General features: G+C 70.4%; 15 protein-coding genes. 12 read left to right on the forward strand and 3 right to left on the reverse strand.

The features are described 5' to 3' along the window. Positions 1–130 precede the first annotated feature (130 nt). Positions 131–1,132 (reverse strand): hypothetical protein, encoded by a 1,002-nt coding sequence (locus ACIQV3_RS28180; protein WP_403716611.1) that lies wholly within the window; start codon positions 1,130–1,132, stop codon positions 131–133. A gap of 903 nt (positions 1,133–2,035) precedes the next feature. Here ACIQV3_RS28180 and ACIQV3_RS28185 point away from each other — a divergent pair. The 6 genes from ACIQV3_RS28185 (at position 2,036) to ACIQV3_RS28210 (ending at position 8,567) form a co-directional block, all read left to right on the forward strand. Beyond that, entirely contained in the window at positions 2,036–2,239 is a 204-nt protein-coding gene (locus ACIQV3_RS28185) for a cold-shock protein (RefSeq protein WP_383956891.1), read from the forward strand. 307 nt (positions 2,240–2,546) lie between these two features. Next, complete coding sequence (locus ACIQV3_RS28190) at positions 2,547–4,079, forward strand: DEAD/DEAH box helicase (protein WP_403716613.1); 1,533 nt, start codon at positions 2,547–2,549, stop codon at positions 4,077–4,079. Between the two features lie 179 nt (positions 4,080–4,258). After that, entirely contained in the window at positions 4,259–4,570 is a 312-nt protein-coding gene (locus ACIQV3_RS28195) for an SCO5918 family protein (protein ID WP_403716615.1), read from the forward strand. A 145-nt stretch (positions 4,571–4,715) separates the two neighbouring features. Further along, positions 4,716–5,846 (forward strand): N(5)-(carboxyethyl)ornithine synthase, encoded by a 1,131-nt coding sequence (locus ACIQV3_RS28200; protein ID WP_403716908.1) that lies wholly within the window; start codon positions 4,716–4,718, stop codon positions 5,844–5,846. A gap of 652 nt (positions 5,847–6,498) precedes the next feature. After that, positions 6,499–6,837 carry a MerR family transcriptional regulator gene (locus ACIQV3_RS28205; protein WP_403716616.1) on the forward strand — a complete coding sequence of 113 codons (339 nt, stop codon included), beginning with the start codon at positions 6,499–6,501 and terminating at the stop codon, positions 6,835–6,837. 548 nt (positions 6,838–7,385) lie between these two features. Beyond that, positions 7,386–8,567, forward strand: a complete 1,182-nt coding sequence (locus tag ACIQV3_RS28210) for a PP2C family protein-serine/threonine phosphatase (RefSeq protein ID WP_403716618.1) — start codon at positions 7,386–7,388, stop codon at positions 8,565–8,567. Positions 8,568–8,737: 170 nt separating this feature from the next. Here the strand turns inward: ACIQV3_RS28210 and ACIQV3_RS28215 are convergent, their stop codons facing one another. Continuing rightward, positions 8,738–9,238, reverse strand: coding sequence for a MarR family winged helix-turn-helix transcriptional regulator (locus tag ACIQV3_RS28215; protein WP_403716621.1), 501 nt, complete (start codon positions 9,236–9,238; stop codon positions 8,738–8,740). A 304-nt stretch (positions 9,239–9,542) separates the two neighbouring features. Here ACIQV3_RS28215 and ACIQV3_RS28220 point away from each other — a divergent pair, with 304 nt between their 5' ends. The 4 genes from ACIQV3_RS28220 to ACIQV3_RS28235 all read left to right on the forward strand — a co-directional run bounded on the left by ACIQV3_RS28220 (position 9,543) and on the right by ACIQV3_RS28235 (position 13,995). Further along, complete coding sequence (locus ACIQV3_RS28220; protein WP_403716910.1) at positions 9,543–11,105, forward strand: PP2C family protein-serine/threonine phosphatase; 1,563 nt, start codon at positions 9,543–9,545, stop codon at positions 11,103–11,105. Continuing rightward, positions 11,102–12,184 carry a B12-binding domain-containing protein gene (locus ACIQV3_RS28225; protein WP_403716623.1) on the forward strand — a complete coding sequence of 361 codons (1,083 nt, stop codon included), beginning with the start codon at positions 11,102–11,104 and terminating at the stop codon, positions 12,182–12,184. Before ACIQV3_RS28220 ends, ACIQV3_RS28225 begins: the two co-directional genes overlap by 4 nt. Next, complete coding sequence (locus ACIQV3_RS28230) at positions 12,181–12,603, forward strand: STAS domain-containing protein (RefSeq protein ID WP_403716625.1); 423 nt, start codon at positions 12,181–12,183, stop codon at positions 12,601–12,603. The genes ACIQV3_RS28225 and ACIQV3_RS28230 overlap by 4 nt, the downstream gene beginning before the upstream one ends. 168 nt (positions 12,604–12,771) lie before the next feature. Further along, complete coding sequence (locus tag ACIQV3_RS28235; protein WP_403716626.1) at positions 12,772–13,995, forward strand: phosphatidylserine/phosphatidylglycerophosphate/cardiolipin synthase family protein; 1,224 nt, start codon at positions 12,772–12,774, stop codon at positions 13,993–13,995. 186 nt (positions 13,996–14,181) lie between these two features. On the opposite strand, the gene ACIQV3_RS28240 is transcribed toward ACIQV3_RS28235, so the two are convergent. Next, complete coding sequence (locus ACIQV3_RS28240; protein ID WP_403716628.1) at positions 14,182–15,579, reverse strand: NAD(P)-binding domain-containing protein; 1,398 nt, start codon at positions 15,577–15,579, stop codon at positions 14,182–14,184. 114 nt (positions 15,580–15,693) lie between these two features. Here ACIQV3_RS28240 and ACIQV3_RS28245 point away from each other — a divergent pair, with 114 nt between their 5' ends. Then, positions 15,694–16,059: an ArsR/SmtB family transcription factor gene (locus ACIQV3_RS28245; RefSeq protein WP_403716630.1), complete on the forward strand. Its 366-nt coding sequence runs from the start codon at positions 15,694–15,696 to the stop codon at positions 16,057–16,059. Continuing rightward, the gene (locus ACIQV3_RS28250; RefSeq protein WP_403716632.1) at positions 16,056–16,550 is read left to right on the forward strand and encodes a GNAT family N-acetyltransferase; all 495 of its coding nucleotides are present in this window, start codon (positions 16,056–16,058) and stop codon (positions 16,548–16,550) included. Before ACIQV3_RS28245 ends, ACIQV3_RS28250 begins: the two co-directional genes overlap by 4 nt.

Here is a 16,550-nt window from a genome sequence, read left to right on the forward strand (position 1 = left end):
GCCATTCGCGTGCCATAACTGCCCTGATGGCGCTCCAGATTGCTCGCCGAGTCGCTGCCGACTTCGCGGGGGAGCCTGCAACACCCTGGTCGCGCTGACCGGAGCCGATCGGGGGGCGTGCCCACCGCACCTAGCTCGCGAGCGCCTTGAACAGGCCGCGGATCTCTTCCTCGTCCGCGATCACCGGCAGGGTGTCGAAGTAGAGCTCCCACTCGCCCTTCGGGCCAATGCGCTCCACGATCCCGAAGGGGATGTCGGTGCCCTTGGGGTCGACGCCGGTGGGGTCGGTCATCGTGCCATGCCACTCGATGTAAGTGGTGGTGCGGCCGATGGCCACCTGGCCCGCCTTGAACTCGACGTCGGCGTTCTCGAACAGCCGGTGGAGGTAGGCGGTCTTGCCCTCCTCGGTGGTCAGCGACCGGTCCAGGCCGGGCCCGGCCAGCTTGGCGTTGCCGGTACGGGCGGCCAGCGCGGCAGCGTCCCCGCTGTTCCAGGCGGCGAGGCGGGCGGGGATCTCCTGGGCGTGGAACCGGTCGGGGGCCGCTCCGCGCGGGCCGGGGCCGGCCGGGTCGGCGATGCCGGCGAAGAGGGGGCGGGGCCGCTGAGACTCGGGCAGGACCTGGAACAGCTCGTAGCGGTCGTAGTAGCGGCGGGCCTGGATGGTCTTGCCGTCATCGCCGAGGACGTTGCGGGCGATCTGCGGGTAGCTGACCTTGTGGCCCTTGAGGGTGACCGTGTTCTGCTGGCCGAACATCATCACGGCGCCGTCGGCGACCACGTTCGTGCCGCGGTAGCGGAGGTCCGGCACAAGGCGGAGCGAGTTGCTGATCGAGGCGCCGATCACCGCGTGGCCGCGCTGGGGCTTGCCGCCGGCCTCCCAGAGGCTGGCCTCCTCGTCGAAGATGTCCAGGTAGGTCTGGAGGCTGGGGGCCTCGCCGAAGAGGATCTGCCGCTTCATGAAGGCGCAGGCGTTCGGGGTGATCCGCCCTTCGAGCCGGTCTACCTTCTCGCGGACCTCGGTGCACTCGCCGCCCTCGGCGGTGGCGGTGGCCGGCGCGGCACCGATGGTGAGGCCTGCGAGAAGAGTGGCCGCCGCGAACACTCCGGTGCGCGTGTATCGCCGCATGTTCATGTCGTTCCCCGTTCGTGATCGCTTGATCGCTTGATCGCTTCGATGGATCAAGCTTCTTCGAGGGCGCCGGGGAAAACGATTACCTCAGGGGTAATGACGGGCAGTTGACAGTGCGGATGACGACCGACCACGGATGACGGGCACTGGCACGGACCAGGTTCCGGTAGGGGCGATGGGACCCCATGGCCCGGTCGACGAGCCCATGCGGCCGACCGGTCGCGGAAGGTGGGGGCGAGCCCCAACCGTGCCCTCAGGAGCGGTCAACAGCGGTCGGAACCGGAGCGGAACCGGAGCAGGGCAGAGGCTCCGGAAGACGCTCGGCAGGGATGGTTTACGCAGGTCAGACCCCACACGAGCAATCTCCGCGCCATGGATTGCCAGGCCTATTGCGCGGGTTCGATTCCCGTCACCCGCTCCACAGCAAAGCCCCAGGTAAGCGGCGAATTCCAGGGGCTTTCGCATCACCTAGACCCCGCTGGCCTCGCCGCGCCCTCCCCGCGCCCCAACTGGTGGGGAGGGCCTGCCTGGTGTCACTCGCAGTGCGAGCCCCCCACGGTCTCGAACATCAGCTCAGCCATCGGCCGCGCCGCCCTGCCTCCGCCCACCGCGCTCGGGGCGAATCAATATCTGTCCCGGCGGTCTGAGAATTTAACGGGCACCGCGAGGAGAGTTTTTGCCGCGGCGCGGGGGTTGAATTTATTTGACCCCTGCGTTCCACTGCGGCGTGCTACTGTCCATCTTGGTTGCAGTTTTGGTTCCCAAAAACTTAAGGCGTTCCCGGTCGACCCTCACGTCGCATGGTGGCGCTTCATATTTCCGGTCATTTTCCGGGCGGGGCATCATCGCGGCGACACGGTCTCCGCACAGTGCGGACGCCGGTGTACTGCCCCAAGGAGATATGACATGGCTGCTGGCACCGTGAAGTGGTTCAACGCGGCGAAGGGTTTCGGCTTCATCGAGCAGGACGGTGGCGGGGACGACGTCTTCGCCCACTTCTCGAACATCGCCGCCCAGGGTTTCCGCGAGCTGACCGAGGGCCAGAAGGTCGTCTTCGACATCGCGCCGGGTCCGAAGGGCCCGACGGCGGAGAACATCGTTCCCGCCTGACGCCGACTCGCGTTTCGCAGCTGGGGCCCGCATCCCTCGGGGTGCGGGCCCCAGCTGCACACATCGCCCGCGGTGCGTTCACCCGCGGGACCGAGCACGGGATGCCGCCGCCTCGGAGCCGCATCCGAGTTCATTTCTCCAGTTTCGCGTCGCATGACGCCACACTTATCGCAGTACCCGTACCCGCGCGCATTTCTCGCGGGCCGGATCTGCCTCCGCATTCCATTCGGCCCGTTCTCGCAATTCTCTGCGCTGCTCTTCTGCTGCGGGAATTCCTTGATACGTGCCGTATCAAGGAAGGTTTCGAATGAACCCCACACGTAAGAACGAGCGCTCGTCCCGTACCCGCGGCCGCACCGGCGGCCCCACTTTCGGCAACGGCAACGGCGCCGGCTCGGAGCGGGGCGGCCGGTTCGGTTCCTCGGGCTCCCCCGCTCGAAGCCGTTCCGCAGGTCCGAGCCGCTCCGGCGGCTCCAGCCGCCGGCCCGCCGCGCTACAGGGCGAGTTCGCGCCGCCGAAGACGATCACGCCCGCGTTGGCCGCCGTCGAAGCCTTCGCCGATCTCGACATGCCGGCCGAGCTGCTGGCCGCCCTCGGAGCGCAGGGAGTGAGCGTGCCCTTCCCGATCCAGGGCGCCACCCTGCCCAACACCCTCGCGGGCCGTGACGTCCTCGGCCGTGGCCGCACCGGCTCCGGAAAGACCCTCGCGTTCGGCCTCGCCCTGCTGGCCCGCACCGCCGGGCAGCGTGCCGAACCCCACCAGCCGCTCGCGCTGATCCTCGTACCCACCCGCGAACTGGCCCAGCAGGTGACCGACGCGCTCACCCCCTACGCCCGGGCGGTCAAGCTGCGCCTGGCCACCGTCGTCGGCGGCATGCCCATCGGCCGCCAGGCGCACGCCCTGCGCGGCGGCGCCGAAGTCGTGGTCGCCACCCCGGGCCGGCTGAAGGACCTCATCGACCGGGGTGACTGCCGGCTGAACCAGGTCGGGATCACCGTCCTGGACGAGGCCGACCAGATGGCCGACATGGGCTTCATGCCCCAGGTCACCGCGCTGCTCGACCAAGTGCGCCCCGAGGGCCAGCGGATGCTGTTCTCCGCCACCCTGGACCGCAACGTCGACCTGCTGGTGCGCCGTTACCTGACGGACCCGGTCGTGCACTCCGTCGATCCCTCGCAGGGCGCGGTGACCACGATGGAGCACCACGTCCTCTACGTCCACGGCGCCGACAAGCAGCGGACGACGACGGAGATCGCCGCCCGCGACGGCCGCGTGATCATGTTCCTCGACACCAAGCACGCCGTGGACCGCCTCACCCAGGACCTCCTCGACAACGGCGTCCGCGCCGCGGCCCTGCACGGCGGCAAGTCCCAGCCGCAACGGACCCGGACCCTGGCCCAGTTCAAGACCGGACACGTCACCGTCCTGGTCGCCACGAACGTCGCCGCCCGTGGAATCCACGTCGACAACCTCGACCTCGTCGTCAACGTCGACCCGCCGACCGACCACAAGGACTACCTCCACCGCGGCGGCCGCACCGCCCGCGCGGGCGAGTCCGGCAGCGTCGTCACCCTGGTCACCCCCAACCAGCGCCGCGACATGACCCGCCTCATGCAGGCCGCCGGAATCGCCCCGCAGACCACCCAGGTCCGCTCCGGCGACGAGGCCCTGACCCGGATCACCGGCGCCCAGGCGCCCTCCGGAATCCCCGTCACCATCACGGCGCCGGTTTCCGAGCGGCCCAGGCGCAGCGCCGGCTCCTCGCGCGGGCGGCGTGGGCCCATGTCGGCTGCCCGGCGCGCGAGCGCTCGGCAGTCCACCTTCGACGCGGCGGCCTGACAGCCACGTGATCAGAAGAATGACCCATCTCTGCAGGAGGCACGTCGTGATGCTGATCCGGATGCAGCCCCGCTCCTCCACTCCCGGCGTCCGCGCTCGCGCGCGCACCCTCGCCCTCGCCCGCTGACCCGCCTCACCACGACAGAACCGTGCCCCTCCCCTTCTTCCTGTGAGGCAACATGCGCTGTGTCATCGCCCGCTTCCCGTTCGAGCTGACCAAGAGCGGCGTCCTTGAATCGATGAAGGGCATCAAGCCCGAGGAGATCGTCGGCGACTCCGTGATCATCGGCCGCCGCATCTACCCCGTGAAGCAGGTCGGCCAGGTCATCACCCGTCAGGACAGGCGTGACTTCAGCGTCGGTGAAGTCCTTCGGGCCATGACCCAGCTCGGCTTCACCTGCCGCGGGCTCCCCCGGGCCGCCGCGCCCGCGCGCGTCCTCAGTCCGCTCCAGCACGCATCCGCGATGCTCGGCGCTCCCGTGGCGGTCTGACCGACCCGACCGGTGCGAGCCGGCGCCCGGACGGCGAGGAGGGCCCGACCGGCACACGCCGGTCGGGCCCTCCCGCGTACGGGCTTCTTACACAGACAGCAACCAAAGGGGCATCTTGCATCAGCTCAAGCTCAAGCTCGGAATCATGTCGCAGACCCGCAAGGAAAACGAACACCGTCTGCCGATCCACCCGGCGCATTTCGAACGCATCGACGCCGACCTCCAGCCCAGCATCTACCTGCAGACCGGTTACGGCGCTCACTTCGGCGTTTCGGACGGTCAGCTCGCTCCGTGGGTCGCCGGTTTCCGCTCGCGCGAGGAACTGATCGCGGAGTGCGACGTCATCCTGCTGGCCAAACCGCTGCACGAGGATCTGGAGGACCTGCGGGACGGGCAGGTGCTGTGGGGGTGGCCGCACTGCGTGCAGGACGAGAAGGTCACCCAGGCCGCCATCGACCGCAGGCTCACGGTGATCGCCTTCGAGGCGATGAACCACTGGACCCGGGACGGGGGATTCAGTCTCCACGTCTTCCACAAGAACAACGAGCTGGCCGGCTACTCGTCGGTGCTGCACGCCATGCAGCTGACCGGGTCGACCGGTGACTACGGGCGTCGGCGGCGTGCGGTGGTGATCGGCTTCGGCGCCACCGCCCGCGGCGCGGTCACCGCGCTCAGCGCGCTGGGCGTTCACGATGTGGATGTGCTGACCGCCCGCGGCATCGCCGCCGTCAGCTCACCGATCCACTCGGCACGGATCGTGCACTTCGACCACGACGTGGCCGACGACACCCTCGACCCGCGGCGCAGCATCGTGGTCACCGAGGACGGCCCGGAGCCGCTGGCCGACTTCCTCGCCGGGCACGACATCATCGTCAACTGCGTGCTCCAGGACACCGCGGCGCCGCTGATGTTCCTGATAGAGGAGGACCTGCCGAAGCTCGCGCCCGGCACCCTCGTCATCGACGTCTCCTGCGACGAGGGCATGGGTTTCGCCTGGGCTCGGGCCACCACCTTCAACGCGCCGATGTTCACCGTCGGCGACCAGGTCCACTACTACGCCGTGGATCACAGCCCCTCCTACCTGTGGGACGCCGCCACCTGGGAGAACAGCGAGGCGCTGATCCCGTTCCTGCGGTCGGTCCTCGAAGGGCCGGCCGGCTGGGACGGGGACCACACCATTCGCCGAGCGATCGAGATCCGCGGCGGCACCGTACAGAATCCGGCGGTCCTGGCCTTTCAGCAGCGCGCCGCACCGTACCCGCACGCGCTGCTCTGAACCGATGCCACCTGGTCAGCTGCAACCGATTACCTCTTCGCCGCCCGAACGAAAATCTATCGCGGCTGGAGTAGACATTGGGCTGCGGCGTGGCTATGGTTTCTTTCGTAACCCAGAGAGACAGCAGGGCCCGGCAGAGACGAACTGCCGGGCAGTGGTACCCGTGGTACGAGTTGTCGCAGTTCAGCAGGGTGGTACGGGCGTGGAGTGTCGAAGCCAGAGCGGTTGCAGGACGGCGACGGGACTGACGACCGGACCGGGCGGCCCGCAGTGATCAGGGGCCGCCGAGAGAAGTACCGCGGTTGACGCAGTGGCAGTACCCGTGAATGCAGTGCGCAGTACCCAGCAGTACGTATCACCCAGCAGTACGCAGTAGTAGTAGGCAGTTGATCACCGAGGGAAGAACGGAGGAGCCGAGCACCATCAGGATCGCCCGGGTGGAAGCCTGAGCCCGGGTACCGCAGGACATCGATAGTGAGGTGGTCTCCGGTCAAGCAACCGCGATCCCCGCACTCCCGGCAGCATCTCGGCCGGGTCGGCGGAATCACAGGGTCGGCGCAGTATCAGGGCCGACAGATGGTGTAGTAGTTCCTTCGGGGCCCTGGTGCCATAGGCGCCAGGGCCCCTCCACGCGTTCCACGAGAGAGGTTCAATGACAGCAGACGACTCGTTCGGCCGTCTCGACGACGACGACTACCCCGCCTACACCATGGGCCGGGCCGCCGAGATGCTCGGCACCACGCAGGGATTCCTCCGGTCACTCGGCGAAGCCCGTCTCATCACCCCGCTCCGCTCCGCCGGCGGACACCGCCGCTACTCCCGCTACCAGCTGCGCATCGCTGCTCGAGCCCGCGAACTCGTCGACCAGGGGACCCCCATCGAGTCGGCCTGCCGCATCGTCATCCTCGAGGACCAGCTCGAAGAAGCCCAGCGCATCAATGCCGAGTACCGCCGCGCCGCGGAAGCGTCCACGCCGTCGGACTCGTCCTGAGACGAACGCGTCCGTCCGGGACGGTGGTCCCGCTGCTGGAACACCCCGAGCCGGAACTCCGCCTCAGTGGCGCGTCTGCCGCACCGCTGAGGCGGTGGCGCTCACGCCCCCGCAGTAGGTCCCGTAGATCCCGTCACCACGGCACTCGGGGCTCGGGGCACGCCGCCCGCTTCGTGCGGTTGCCCGGCGGGGACCGGGGCACGCGGAGCGGACCGTACGACCTGTCCGCAGTGAGCGACTCTGACGTCACCCTTCGCCGCCCGCCCGCTCGTGACCTGACCCGAAGCGGCGACCAGCCCGTGAAGGCGTGACTGTCGTGTGCCTGCGAGGCGCATTCGGTTCGGTACGCCAGGCCGCGCACCGCAGGTGATACTGACCGGGCACAGTTGCTCCACGGCAAATTTTCAGACGCTGAACAGTGGTCTTCGGTCGGCGAACGGGGGCATCCGCCGCCAGCCGGTTCGCAGGAGCCCGTCCCGCAGGACCTCGGGGGTCGGGCAGCCGTCCAGACGCGCCGTCCCCTTCTCCTTCCGACCACTCTGTGAGAGATGACGCTCGCCATGACGAACTTCCTGGCCGTGGAACGCGCTCTGCGCACCGCCGCACCGCACGACCTGCTCCGAACCGTTCGCTCCGCACTCGTCGCGCATTACGAGGCCCTCGAAGTCGACCTCCTGATGGCGGACTACAGCTTGAGCGTCCTGCAGCAGGTCACCGCCCTGCCGGACACCGCGGAGCCGCTGCCGCTCCAAGCCACCCCGCAGGGCCGGGCCTTCGGCAGCCAGGAGCCGTACGGTCAGTACTCGGCCGAGGGCAATGCCCTGGACCTGCATCTACCGGTGACCGTGCGGGGTGACCGGCTCGGGATCCTCACGGTGCGCCTGCCGGAGCGCCTGTGCACGACGGAAACCGTCGGGGAGCTGACGGACATCGCGGAGCTGCTGGGGCACGAGATCGTCGTCGCGGAGCGGGACACCGATCTGTACCTGCGGGCCCGCCGGGCGAGCCGGCTGACGCTGGCGGCCGAGATGCAGTGGCAGTTGCTCCCGGGGCGGGCGTGCGCCCGTCCGGAGTACGCCATCGGAGCACAGCTCGAGCCCGCCTACGACATCCACGGCGACAACTTCGACTGGTCCACCAGCGCCGAAACCCTCACGATGACCGTCACCAACGGAATGGGCGAGGGGATCCAGGCCTCGCTCCTGACCAACCTCGCCGTCAACGCCCTGCGCAACGCCAGAAGGGCCGGGGTGGACATCGCCGATCAAGCCGCGCTGGCGGACCAGGCCGTCTTCGGGCAGTACCAGGGCCGGGAGTACGTCTCGACCCTCCTGCTGTGCCTGGAGCTGTCCACGGGCCACGGCGAGGTCGTGGATGCCGGATCTCCCCAGCTGTGGCGGTACCGGGAGAGATCCGTGGAGAGGGTCCGCTTCGAGGAGCAGCTCCCCTTGGGAATGTTCGAGGAGTCGCACTACTCGGCGCAGCGCTTCGACGCACTCCCCGGCGACCGTTTGATCTTCGTCAGCGACGGCGTCTACGGGGCTGCGGACAAGGGCGGTGTGGCCTACGGCGAGCGGGCACTGGCCCGCGCCATCCACGCGACGGCTCTCCTGCCGGCCGCCGCGGTACCTCGAGCGATCCTGGAAGAGCTGACCGAGTACCGCGACACCGCGGCCGATGATGACGCGCTGGTCACCTGCCTGGACTGGTTCGGTCGGCCCCGGGCTTAGGCTCCCTCTCCCTTCCGCGGGACCCGTGGGACCCGTGGGCCCCGTGGGCCCCGTAGGACCCGTGGGCCCCGTAGGACCCGAGGACCGGCTTGCCGCCACGGCGCGGGAAGTCGCGCAGGCCGCGACGGGCCTGCCGTGCCGGACCCGGCCGCCGGCCGGGCTCGCGGGGCTCAGGCGGTGTCGGGCAGGTTGTCCTCGCCGGCCAGGACGTCGCCGAGCCCGATGTGGGCCTCGGCCGCGTCGCGGAAGGCGGCGAGGCCTTCGGCCAGGGAGCGCCGGTCCTGAGGTGTCATCCGCGAAAGCACCTCGGCTGCCTTGTGCGCGCGCAGGGAGCGGGTGTCCGCCAGGACCGCGTGTCCGCCCCGGCTCAGGGTCAGCTCGACTTCCCGCCGGTTGGTCCTGCCGCGGGAGCGCTGGAGCAGGCCCGCCGCTTCCAGCCGGTCGCACAGCCGGCTGACTGCGGGCGGAGCTGATCCGAGTGCTTCTCCGAGGTCACGCAGGTTTATCCCGGACCGCCCCTCGATCACGGTCAAGGCGCGCAGTTGCGACGCCGGGACCGGGCCCACAGCGGCTTCCTGGATCGGATGCCACAAGACTTCGAGCAACTCCGCGACGGCGCAGGCGTCGACAAGCGCCTGGTCATCGGTGAGGGAGTGGACGGCTCGGGGCATCTCACCACTGTGTCAGCCGGGAGCCCATTTGTCAGGCGCCAGGGGCATGCGGGCAACCCGCGTGCGAGTCGTGTGCACGGTGTAAGCGAAGAGGGTGGGACGGGGGTGGCACGGGGATGGGGCGGGGGTGCGGTTGTCAGGCGGGTGGCACGTGGAGGATAGTTGCCGCAAGGCAACTGTCTTCTTCGATGTGATGGGGTGAGGGGTTCGCGCAGCGGGCCTTCAGTTTTTGGTGAATACCACCGAGGCGATTTCAGACCCCCCTTCCGTGGCCGGCGGCCCGTGGGGTGAGGCGCCCTATCCGGTGCTCGTGACGGACGACCGGTCGGTCCTGCGGTTCGTCAACGAGGCAGCCGGACTGATCTTCCCCCGCGCACGCCCCGGCTCGGCCATGGCGGACGTGGTACCCGCGTGGCTCTCCTCGGCCCAGGCGCGCCCGGCCGGCGCCGGCATCCCCACCGTGCGGGGCAAGGTCGAAGACCGTACGTACGAGGCCCATCCGACGGTCCACGAGGACGACACGGTGGTGTGGTGGCTGGTCGACGACACCGACCACCGGATGGCTCGCGAAGCACTGCGGGTGGAGCGCGAACGTACGGCGTTCCTGACCGAGGCCTCGAACCTGCTGCTGTCGTCACTGAACCTGGAGCGGTGCATGGACGTCACCGCGCGCATGGCCGCGGAACACCTCGCGGACGCGGCCCTGGTGATCGCGCCTTCCCGGGGCCGCGAGCTGCCGGTGGTGGCGTGCCTGCGCGGAGAGTCTCCCTCGCGGTCCCGCATCGCCGCCGATCCCGACGAGGTACCCGGACTCGGGGAGGCGCTGCAGGGGTTCCCTCCCGTTCCCTCCCGCTGGATCGACCCCGCCACCGCACCGGTCTGGCTGATCCCCGACGGGTTCGGTCCAGTGGGGTCCATCGTCATCACCCCCCTGCCCGGACACGGTGTCCCCGCGGGGGCCCTGGTCCTGCTCCGCGCCGCCGGATCCCCCCGGTTCACCGCGGAGGAGGAAGTGTTCGCCCGGCTGTTCGCCGCGCGCGCCGGCGCCGCGATGTCGGCCGCCCGCCTCTACGCCGAGCAGACCTCCATCACCGACGTCCTGATGCGCGAACTGCTCCCGCCCTCGCTGCACCAGGTGTCCGGCGTGGAGTACGCGGGCGGCTACCGGCCTTCCAAGGAGCACGAGCGGGTCGGCGGCGACTTCTACGATGTCCACCCCGCGTCCGAGGACGGTGACGCATCGCTCGTCGTCCTCGGAGACGTGTGCGGCAAGGGCCTGGAGGCCGCCGTGATGACCGGGAAGATCCGCAACACCCTCCACGCCCTGTTGCCGATAGCGCAAGACCACCAGCGGCTCCTGAGCCTGCTGAACACCTCGCTCCTCAATTCCCGCAGCACCCGCTTCGCCACCCTGGTCCTCGCCTCCGCGACACGGCACGGCAACACCGTGCGGCTGCGGCTGACCAGCGCCGGCCACCCCGCACCACTGATCCTGCGCTCCGACGGCCGGGTCGAGGAAGCACCGACCAAGGGCACCCTGGTCGGTGCGCTTCCCCGGGTCACCGCCAAGACCGTCCACGTGACGCTCGAGCCCGGCGAGACCTGCGTCCTCTACACGGACGGGATCAGCGAGGCGCGCGGCGGCCCGATGGGCGATACGCAGTTCGGGGAGGAGCGGCTGTTGCGTGCCCTGTCCGAATGCGCGGGCATGCCCGGCGAGGCGGTCGTGGATCGGGTGCAGATGCTCGCCTCCCAGTGGGTGGGGACCGGCCGGCACGACGACATGGCCATCGTGGCGATCTCCGCTCCCCGCTCCAACCACCTCAGCGCGGTGGACGGCCACACACGGGGCAGGTTCACCGCATGACCATCGACACGCTGCGGACGCCCGCACTCGGGCTCCTGACCGAGCACCTGTGGGACGCCGCTCTGCGCGGCGACGAAGCGGCCGCCACCTCAGCGGTGCGCGGGGCGCTGGACGAGGGCCTGGACCCGGAGGCCGTCCTGGTCGATGTGATCGCTCCCGTTCAGGGACGGGTGGGTGGGGAATGGGCGGCCAACCGCATCACCGTCGCCCAGGAACACGCCGCGACCGCCATCAACGAGCGTGCCGTCGCCGCGCTCGCCCAGCACCCGGCGGCGCGCACGACACCCACGCGCGGCCGGATCACGGTGGCGTGCGTCGACGGCGAGTGGCACGCCCTGCCCGCCCGGCTCCTGGCCGAGGTGCTCAAGCTGCGGGGCTGGCGCGTGGACCACCTCGGCGCCCAGGTCCCCACTCCCCACCTCATCGCACACATCCACTCCACCGGCCCGGACCTCGTGGCGCTCTCCAGCTCCATTCCCACCCGGCTGCCCGCCGCGCATGCCACGATCACCGCCTGCCAGGCCGCCGGCACCCCCGTCCTGGTCGGCGGCGCCGCCTTCGGCCCCAACGGGAGATACGCCCGCCTGCTCAAGGCCGATTCCTGGGCTCCCGACGCCCGCACGGCGGCACACGACCTCGCCCGCAGTCCCCTGCCCCGCCCCTGGCCGGACCACCAGGTCATCGAGGACCTGCCCCACTTGGCCGACCAGGAGTACACCGTGGTCGCCCGCACCCGGCCGCAGCTCGTACGCGCGGTCTTCGAAGGACTGGAGGACGCCTTTCCGGCCATGCGCGGCTACGGCGACACCCAGCGCGAGCGCACGGCCGAAGACCTGTCCCACATCGTGGAGTTCCTCGCCACCGCCCTCTACATCGACGACGAGGAGGTCTTCACCCGCTTCCTCCGGTGGACCGCCGGCATCCTGACCGCCCGCGGCGTCCCCGCCCGGTCCCTGCCCCCCGTGCTGGACCTACTGGGCCGGGAGCTGAAGGACTTCCCCCGCGCCGCCGCGATCCTCCGCGCCGGCCGTACCTGCCTGACCAGTCCCCCCTTCCCCGCCGCCAGGACCTCCGTATGAACTTCGTACCCCCGAGCCCGCTCCGGCTGACGTACCTCGACGCGGACGACACCGTACGCATCGAGCTCCACGGAGACTTCGACTACGCCTGCGCCGACGACCTCCTCGACGGCGTGACCCGGCTGCTGGCCGACCGCGGGGACCTGCGGGACCTCTACCTGCACTGCGGGAACATCACCGCCGTCGACTCCACCGGCCTGGCCACCCTCCTGATGATCCGGCGCCACACCAACACGGCCGGGGTACGCCTGCACCTGGTCGACAGGACCACCGGCCTGGACCGCATTCTCCAGCTCACGGGAACCCTCGACCACCTCACGGACACCGGCGACGGCACCACGTCCGCAGCCCCCGGAGAACAGACCACGGCGGCGCAGAAGCCGATCCCGGCCCGCTCCGGCGGTTCGGACGGCACCTGACGGCTGTGCGCCCGCGGCGCGGGTGGCCGGTGGCCGGTGGCCGGTGGCCGGTGGCCGGTGGCCGGTGGCCGGTGGCCGGTGGCCCAGGGGAACCTGCCGTTCGGACGTCGCAGGACTGGGCAGACGGTGTCTGCCACGCCGTCCTGTTTATCGAGCCCGGGAGACTCCATGACCCTTACGTACGATCCTGCCGAGTCGGGACCGGAGCTTCCCGAACCGCTGAGGGGGCCGACCACCGATGCCCGGGTGGCCAGGCTTCGGCGGCGCCTGGAGCGGCTGATAGGGATCGCGGCCACGGAAGGCAACGCCGTGGTTCCCCTGCGCAACGGGGACGAGATATTCGCCGCGATGCTGGCGGGCATCCGCAACGCCCGCCACACCGTGGACATGATGACCTTCGTGTACTGGAAGGGTGAGATCGCCCGGGAGTTCGCCCAAGCCCTGGCCGAGAGGGCGCGTGCCGGAGTGCGGGTCCGGCTGCTGCTCGACGGCTTCGGGAGCCGTCTGATCGAGAGAGGGCTGCTCGACGCGATGGAGAAGGCCGGGGTGGAAGTGGCCTGGTTCCGCAAGCCCCTCTACCTCTCCCCGTTCAAGCAGAATCACCGGTGCCATCGCAAGGTCCTCGTCGTCGACGAGGAGACCGCCTTCACCGGCGGTGTCGGGATCGCCGAGGAATGGTGCGGCAACGCGCGCAACGAACACGAATGGCGCGACACCCATGTCGAGGTCCGCGGACCCGCCGTCGACGGTATCGCCGCGGCGTTCGCGCAGAACTGGGCCGAGTGCCACGACCAGCTCTTCGACGATCGTGATCGATTCGTCGACCACCGGCCGCAGGGCGACGCCATCGTGCAGGTGGTACGCGGCTCGGCCAGTTTCGGCTGGCAGGACATGCAGACGCTGATCCGCGTCATGCTGGAGTCAGCCGAGGAACGCTTCCGTCTGGCAACCGCCTACTTCTCACCCGACGCCTACTTCATCGAGCTGCTGTGCGCGACGGCCCGGCGGGGCGTCGAGGTGGAGATCCTGCTCCCGGGTCCGCACACCGACAAGCGGGTCTGCCAGCTCGCCGGCCAGCACCACTACGAGGAGCTCGTCGCCTGCGGGGTGAAGATCTACCAGTACCAGCCGACGATGATGCACGCCAAGGTCATCACCGTCGACCGTGTCGCCGCGCTGGTCGGATCGACCAACTTCAATCGCCGCTCCCTCGATCACGACGAAGAGGTCATGCTCGCCGTACTGGACGAGCGGTTCACCGAGACGCTCGACGGACACTTCGATGACGACATCGCGGCGAGCGAGCTGATTCGGGAGGGGCGCTGGAGGAGGCGCCCTGCTCTTCAACGGGCCCGGGAACTGGCCGTACAGCCCATCCGCCGTTTTCTGTGATCAGGCGAGGTTGGCGCAGTAGCAGGCGACGGCCAGCCGCTCGTGCGGGTAGCGGGTAGCGGGTAGCGGGTAGCGGGTAGCGGGTAGCGGGTAGCGGGTAGCGGGTAGCGGGCCGTGGTGGCGGTGACGGCAGGGCGCGCACGCGGCATCCGCCATCTGCCATGGCCGGTGCGGCAAGGGCAGTGGTCAGCAACCGCCGTTCGCCGATGCGGGAGTTCCGGTGACGATCTGGAGCGCGGCGGGTGTGGGGGTGGCGCAGCAGCCGCCCTCAGCCACCTGTGCCACCTCGGCTTGGTCGAGGGTGCCGGCGCCGCCGCACACCCCGGTTTCCGGGAGGACGAGTTCGACGCGTTCGGCGGCTTCGCGGTCGCCCGCGAGGGCCGCGGCGATGGAACGGACCTGTTCGTAGCCGGTGAGGGCCAGGAAGGTCGGGGCGCGGCCGTAGGACTTCATGCCGACGAGGTGGACGTCCCGTTCGGGGTGGGAGAGCTCGTTCACGCCGTGCGGGTAGACGGTGCCGCAGGAGTGGACGTTCGGGTCGATGAGCGGGGCGAGGGCGACCGGGGCCTGGAGGCGCTCGTCGAGCGCGAGGCGCAGCTCCGACACGAAAGAGAGGTCCGGGCGGAAGCCGGTGAGGACGATGACCTCGTCGACCGGGTCGAGGCGGCGGCCGTCCTCCGCGACGAGGACCAGGCGGTCGCCCTCGCGCTCGACGGCGGTCGTACGGAATCCGGTGGCGGCGGTGGCGCGGCCGGCCTCGACGGCGGCCTTGGCGCGCAGGCCCAGGGCGCCGCGGGCGGGGAGCTGGTCGGCGCTGCCGCCGCCGAAGGTGTCGCCGCCGATCCCGCGCCGCAGGATCCAGGCGGTGTGAGTGCCGGGCGCGTCCTCGGCGAGGTCGGCGAGCAGGGCCAGGGCCGTGAAGGCCGAGGCGCCGGTGCCGACGACGGCGGTGCGCCTGCCCGCGTACCGGGCCCGTACGGCCGGGTCGGCGAGGTCGGGCACCCGGTAGGAGATCCGGTCGGCGGCGGCGCGCTCGCCCAGGGCGGGGAGGCCGTCGCTGCCGAGGGGGTTCGGCGTGGCCCAGGTGCCGGAGGCGTCGATCACGGCGCGGGCGAGGATCCGCTCCTCTCCCCCGTCCGTGCACAGGATGTGGACGGTGAAGGGCTGGGCCTCGCGGTCGGCGTCGACGACCCGGTCGCGGCCCGCCCGCGAGACGCCGGTGACCCGGGCTCCGTAGCGGACCCGGTCGCCGAGGGCGTCGGCGAGCGGCTGGAGGTACTGAGCGGCCCAGTCGCCCCCGGTGGGGCACGCGGCGCCCTCCGGGCGGGCCCAGCCGGTCGGGGCGAGGAGCTTCTCGGCGGCCGGGTCCACGACCTCCGACCAGGTCGAGAAGAGCCGTACGTGGGACCACTCCCGCACCGCCGACGCGGCGGCCGGTCCGGCTTCCAGGACGAGGGGCTCGATGCCCCTGTCAATGAGCCGGGCGGCCGCCGCGAGGCCGATCGGGCCGGCGCCGATGACGACGACGGGCAGGGCTTCGGCTTGGGCTTCGGCTTCGGCTTCGGCTTCTGTGGATGTGGTCACGGCGAGCTCCCCATTGATTCGACGTTTGTCGATGTCACGACGCCTCCAGACTGGCAGCCTGTATCGACGTTCGTCAACATAGACATCCATCGAATCCCCGGGGATGATGAAGCCATGTCGACCACGAAGGTGCTGCCCCTGCCGGGTCCGGACGCTGCCGCGCCGTGCTGCCCGCCGCTGTCGGAGCGCCCGCTCACGGCCGGGGAGGCCGAGCGGACCGCCGTCATGTTCAAGGCCCTGGGCGACCCGGTCCGCCTGCGCCTCTTCTCCCTCGTGGCCTCGCACGAGGGCGGGGAGGCCTGCGTGTGCGACATCTCCGACGTGGGCGTCTCCCAGCCGACGGTCTCCCACCACCTGAAGAAGCTGAAGGACGCCGGCCTCCTCTCCTCCGAGCGGCGCGGTACCTGGGTGTACTACCGGGTGGAGCCCGCCGTACTCGCCACCATGGGCGCCCTCCTGACCCGGGCCGCTTCGGCATGAGCCCGCGCATCGAGCCGCTGACGCGGTCGCACGCACAGGAGGCCCTGGCCATCTACCAGGCCGGGATCGACGAGGGCAACGCCACCTTCGAGACCGAAGCACCCACCTGGGTGGCGTTCGACGCGGCCAGGCTTCCCGACCACCGGTTCGCCGCCCTCGACGAGGACGGCAAGGTCATGGGCTGGGTGGCCGCGACGCGCGTGTCCGACCGGTGCGCGTACGCGGGCGTCGTCGAGCATTCGGTCTACGTCCACCCCGCCGCCCGGGGCCGGGGCGTGGGCCGCGGCCTCCTGGACGCACTGATTTCCTCCACCGAGGCGGCCGGCATCTGGACGATCCAGTCGGGGATCTTCCCGGAGAACAGGGCAAGCCTCGCTCTGCACGAGCGAGCCGGGTTCCGGATCATCGGCACCCGGGAGCGCATCGGCCACCATCGCGGCGCCTGGCGGGACGTGGTGCTCCTGGAGCGGCGCAGCCCGGCGGTCGGCTGA

The sequence above is a fragment of the Streptomyces sp. NPDC099050 genome, from assembly GCF_044759865.1.
Classification (GTDB): domain Bacteria; phylum Actinomycetota; class Actinomycetes; order Streptomycetales; family Streptomycetaceae; genus Streptomyces.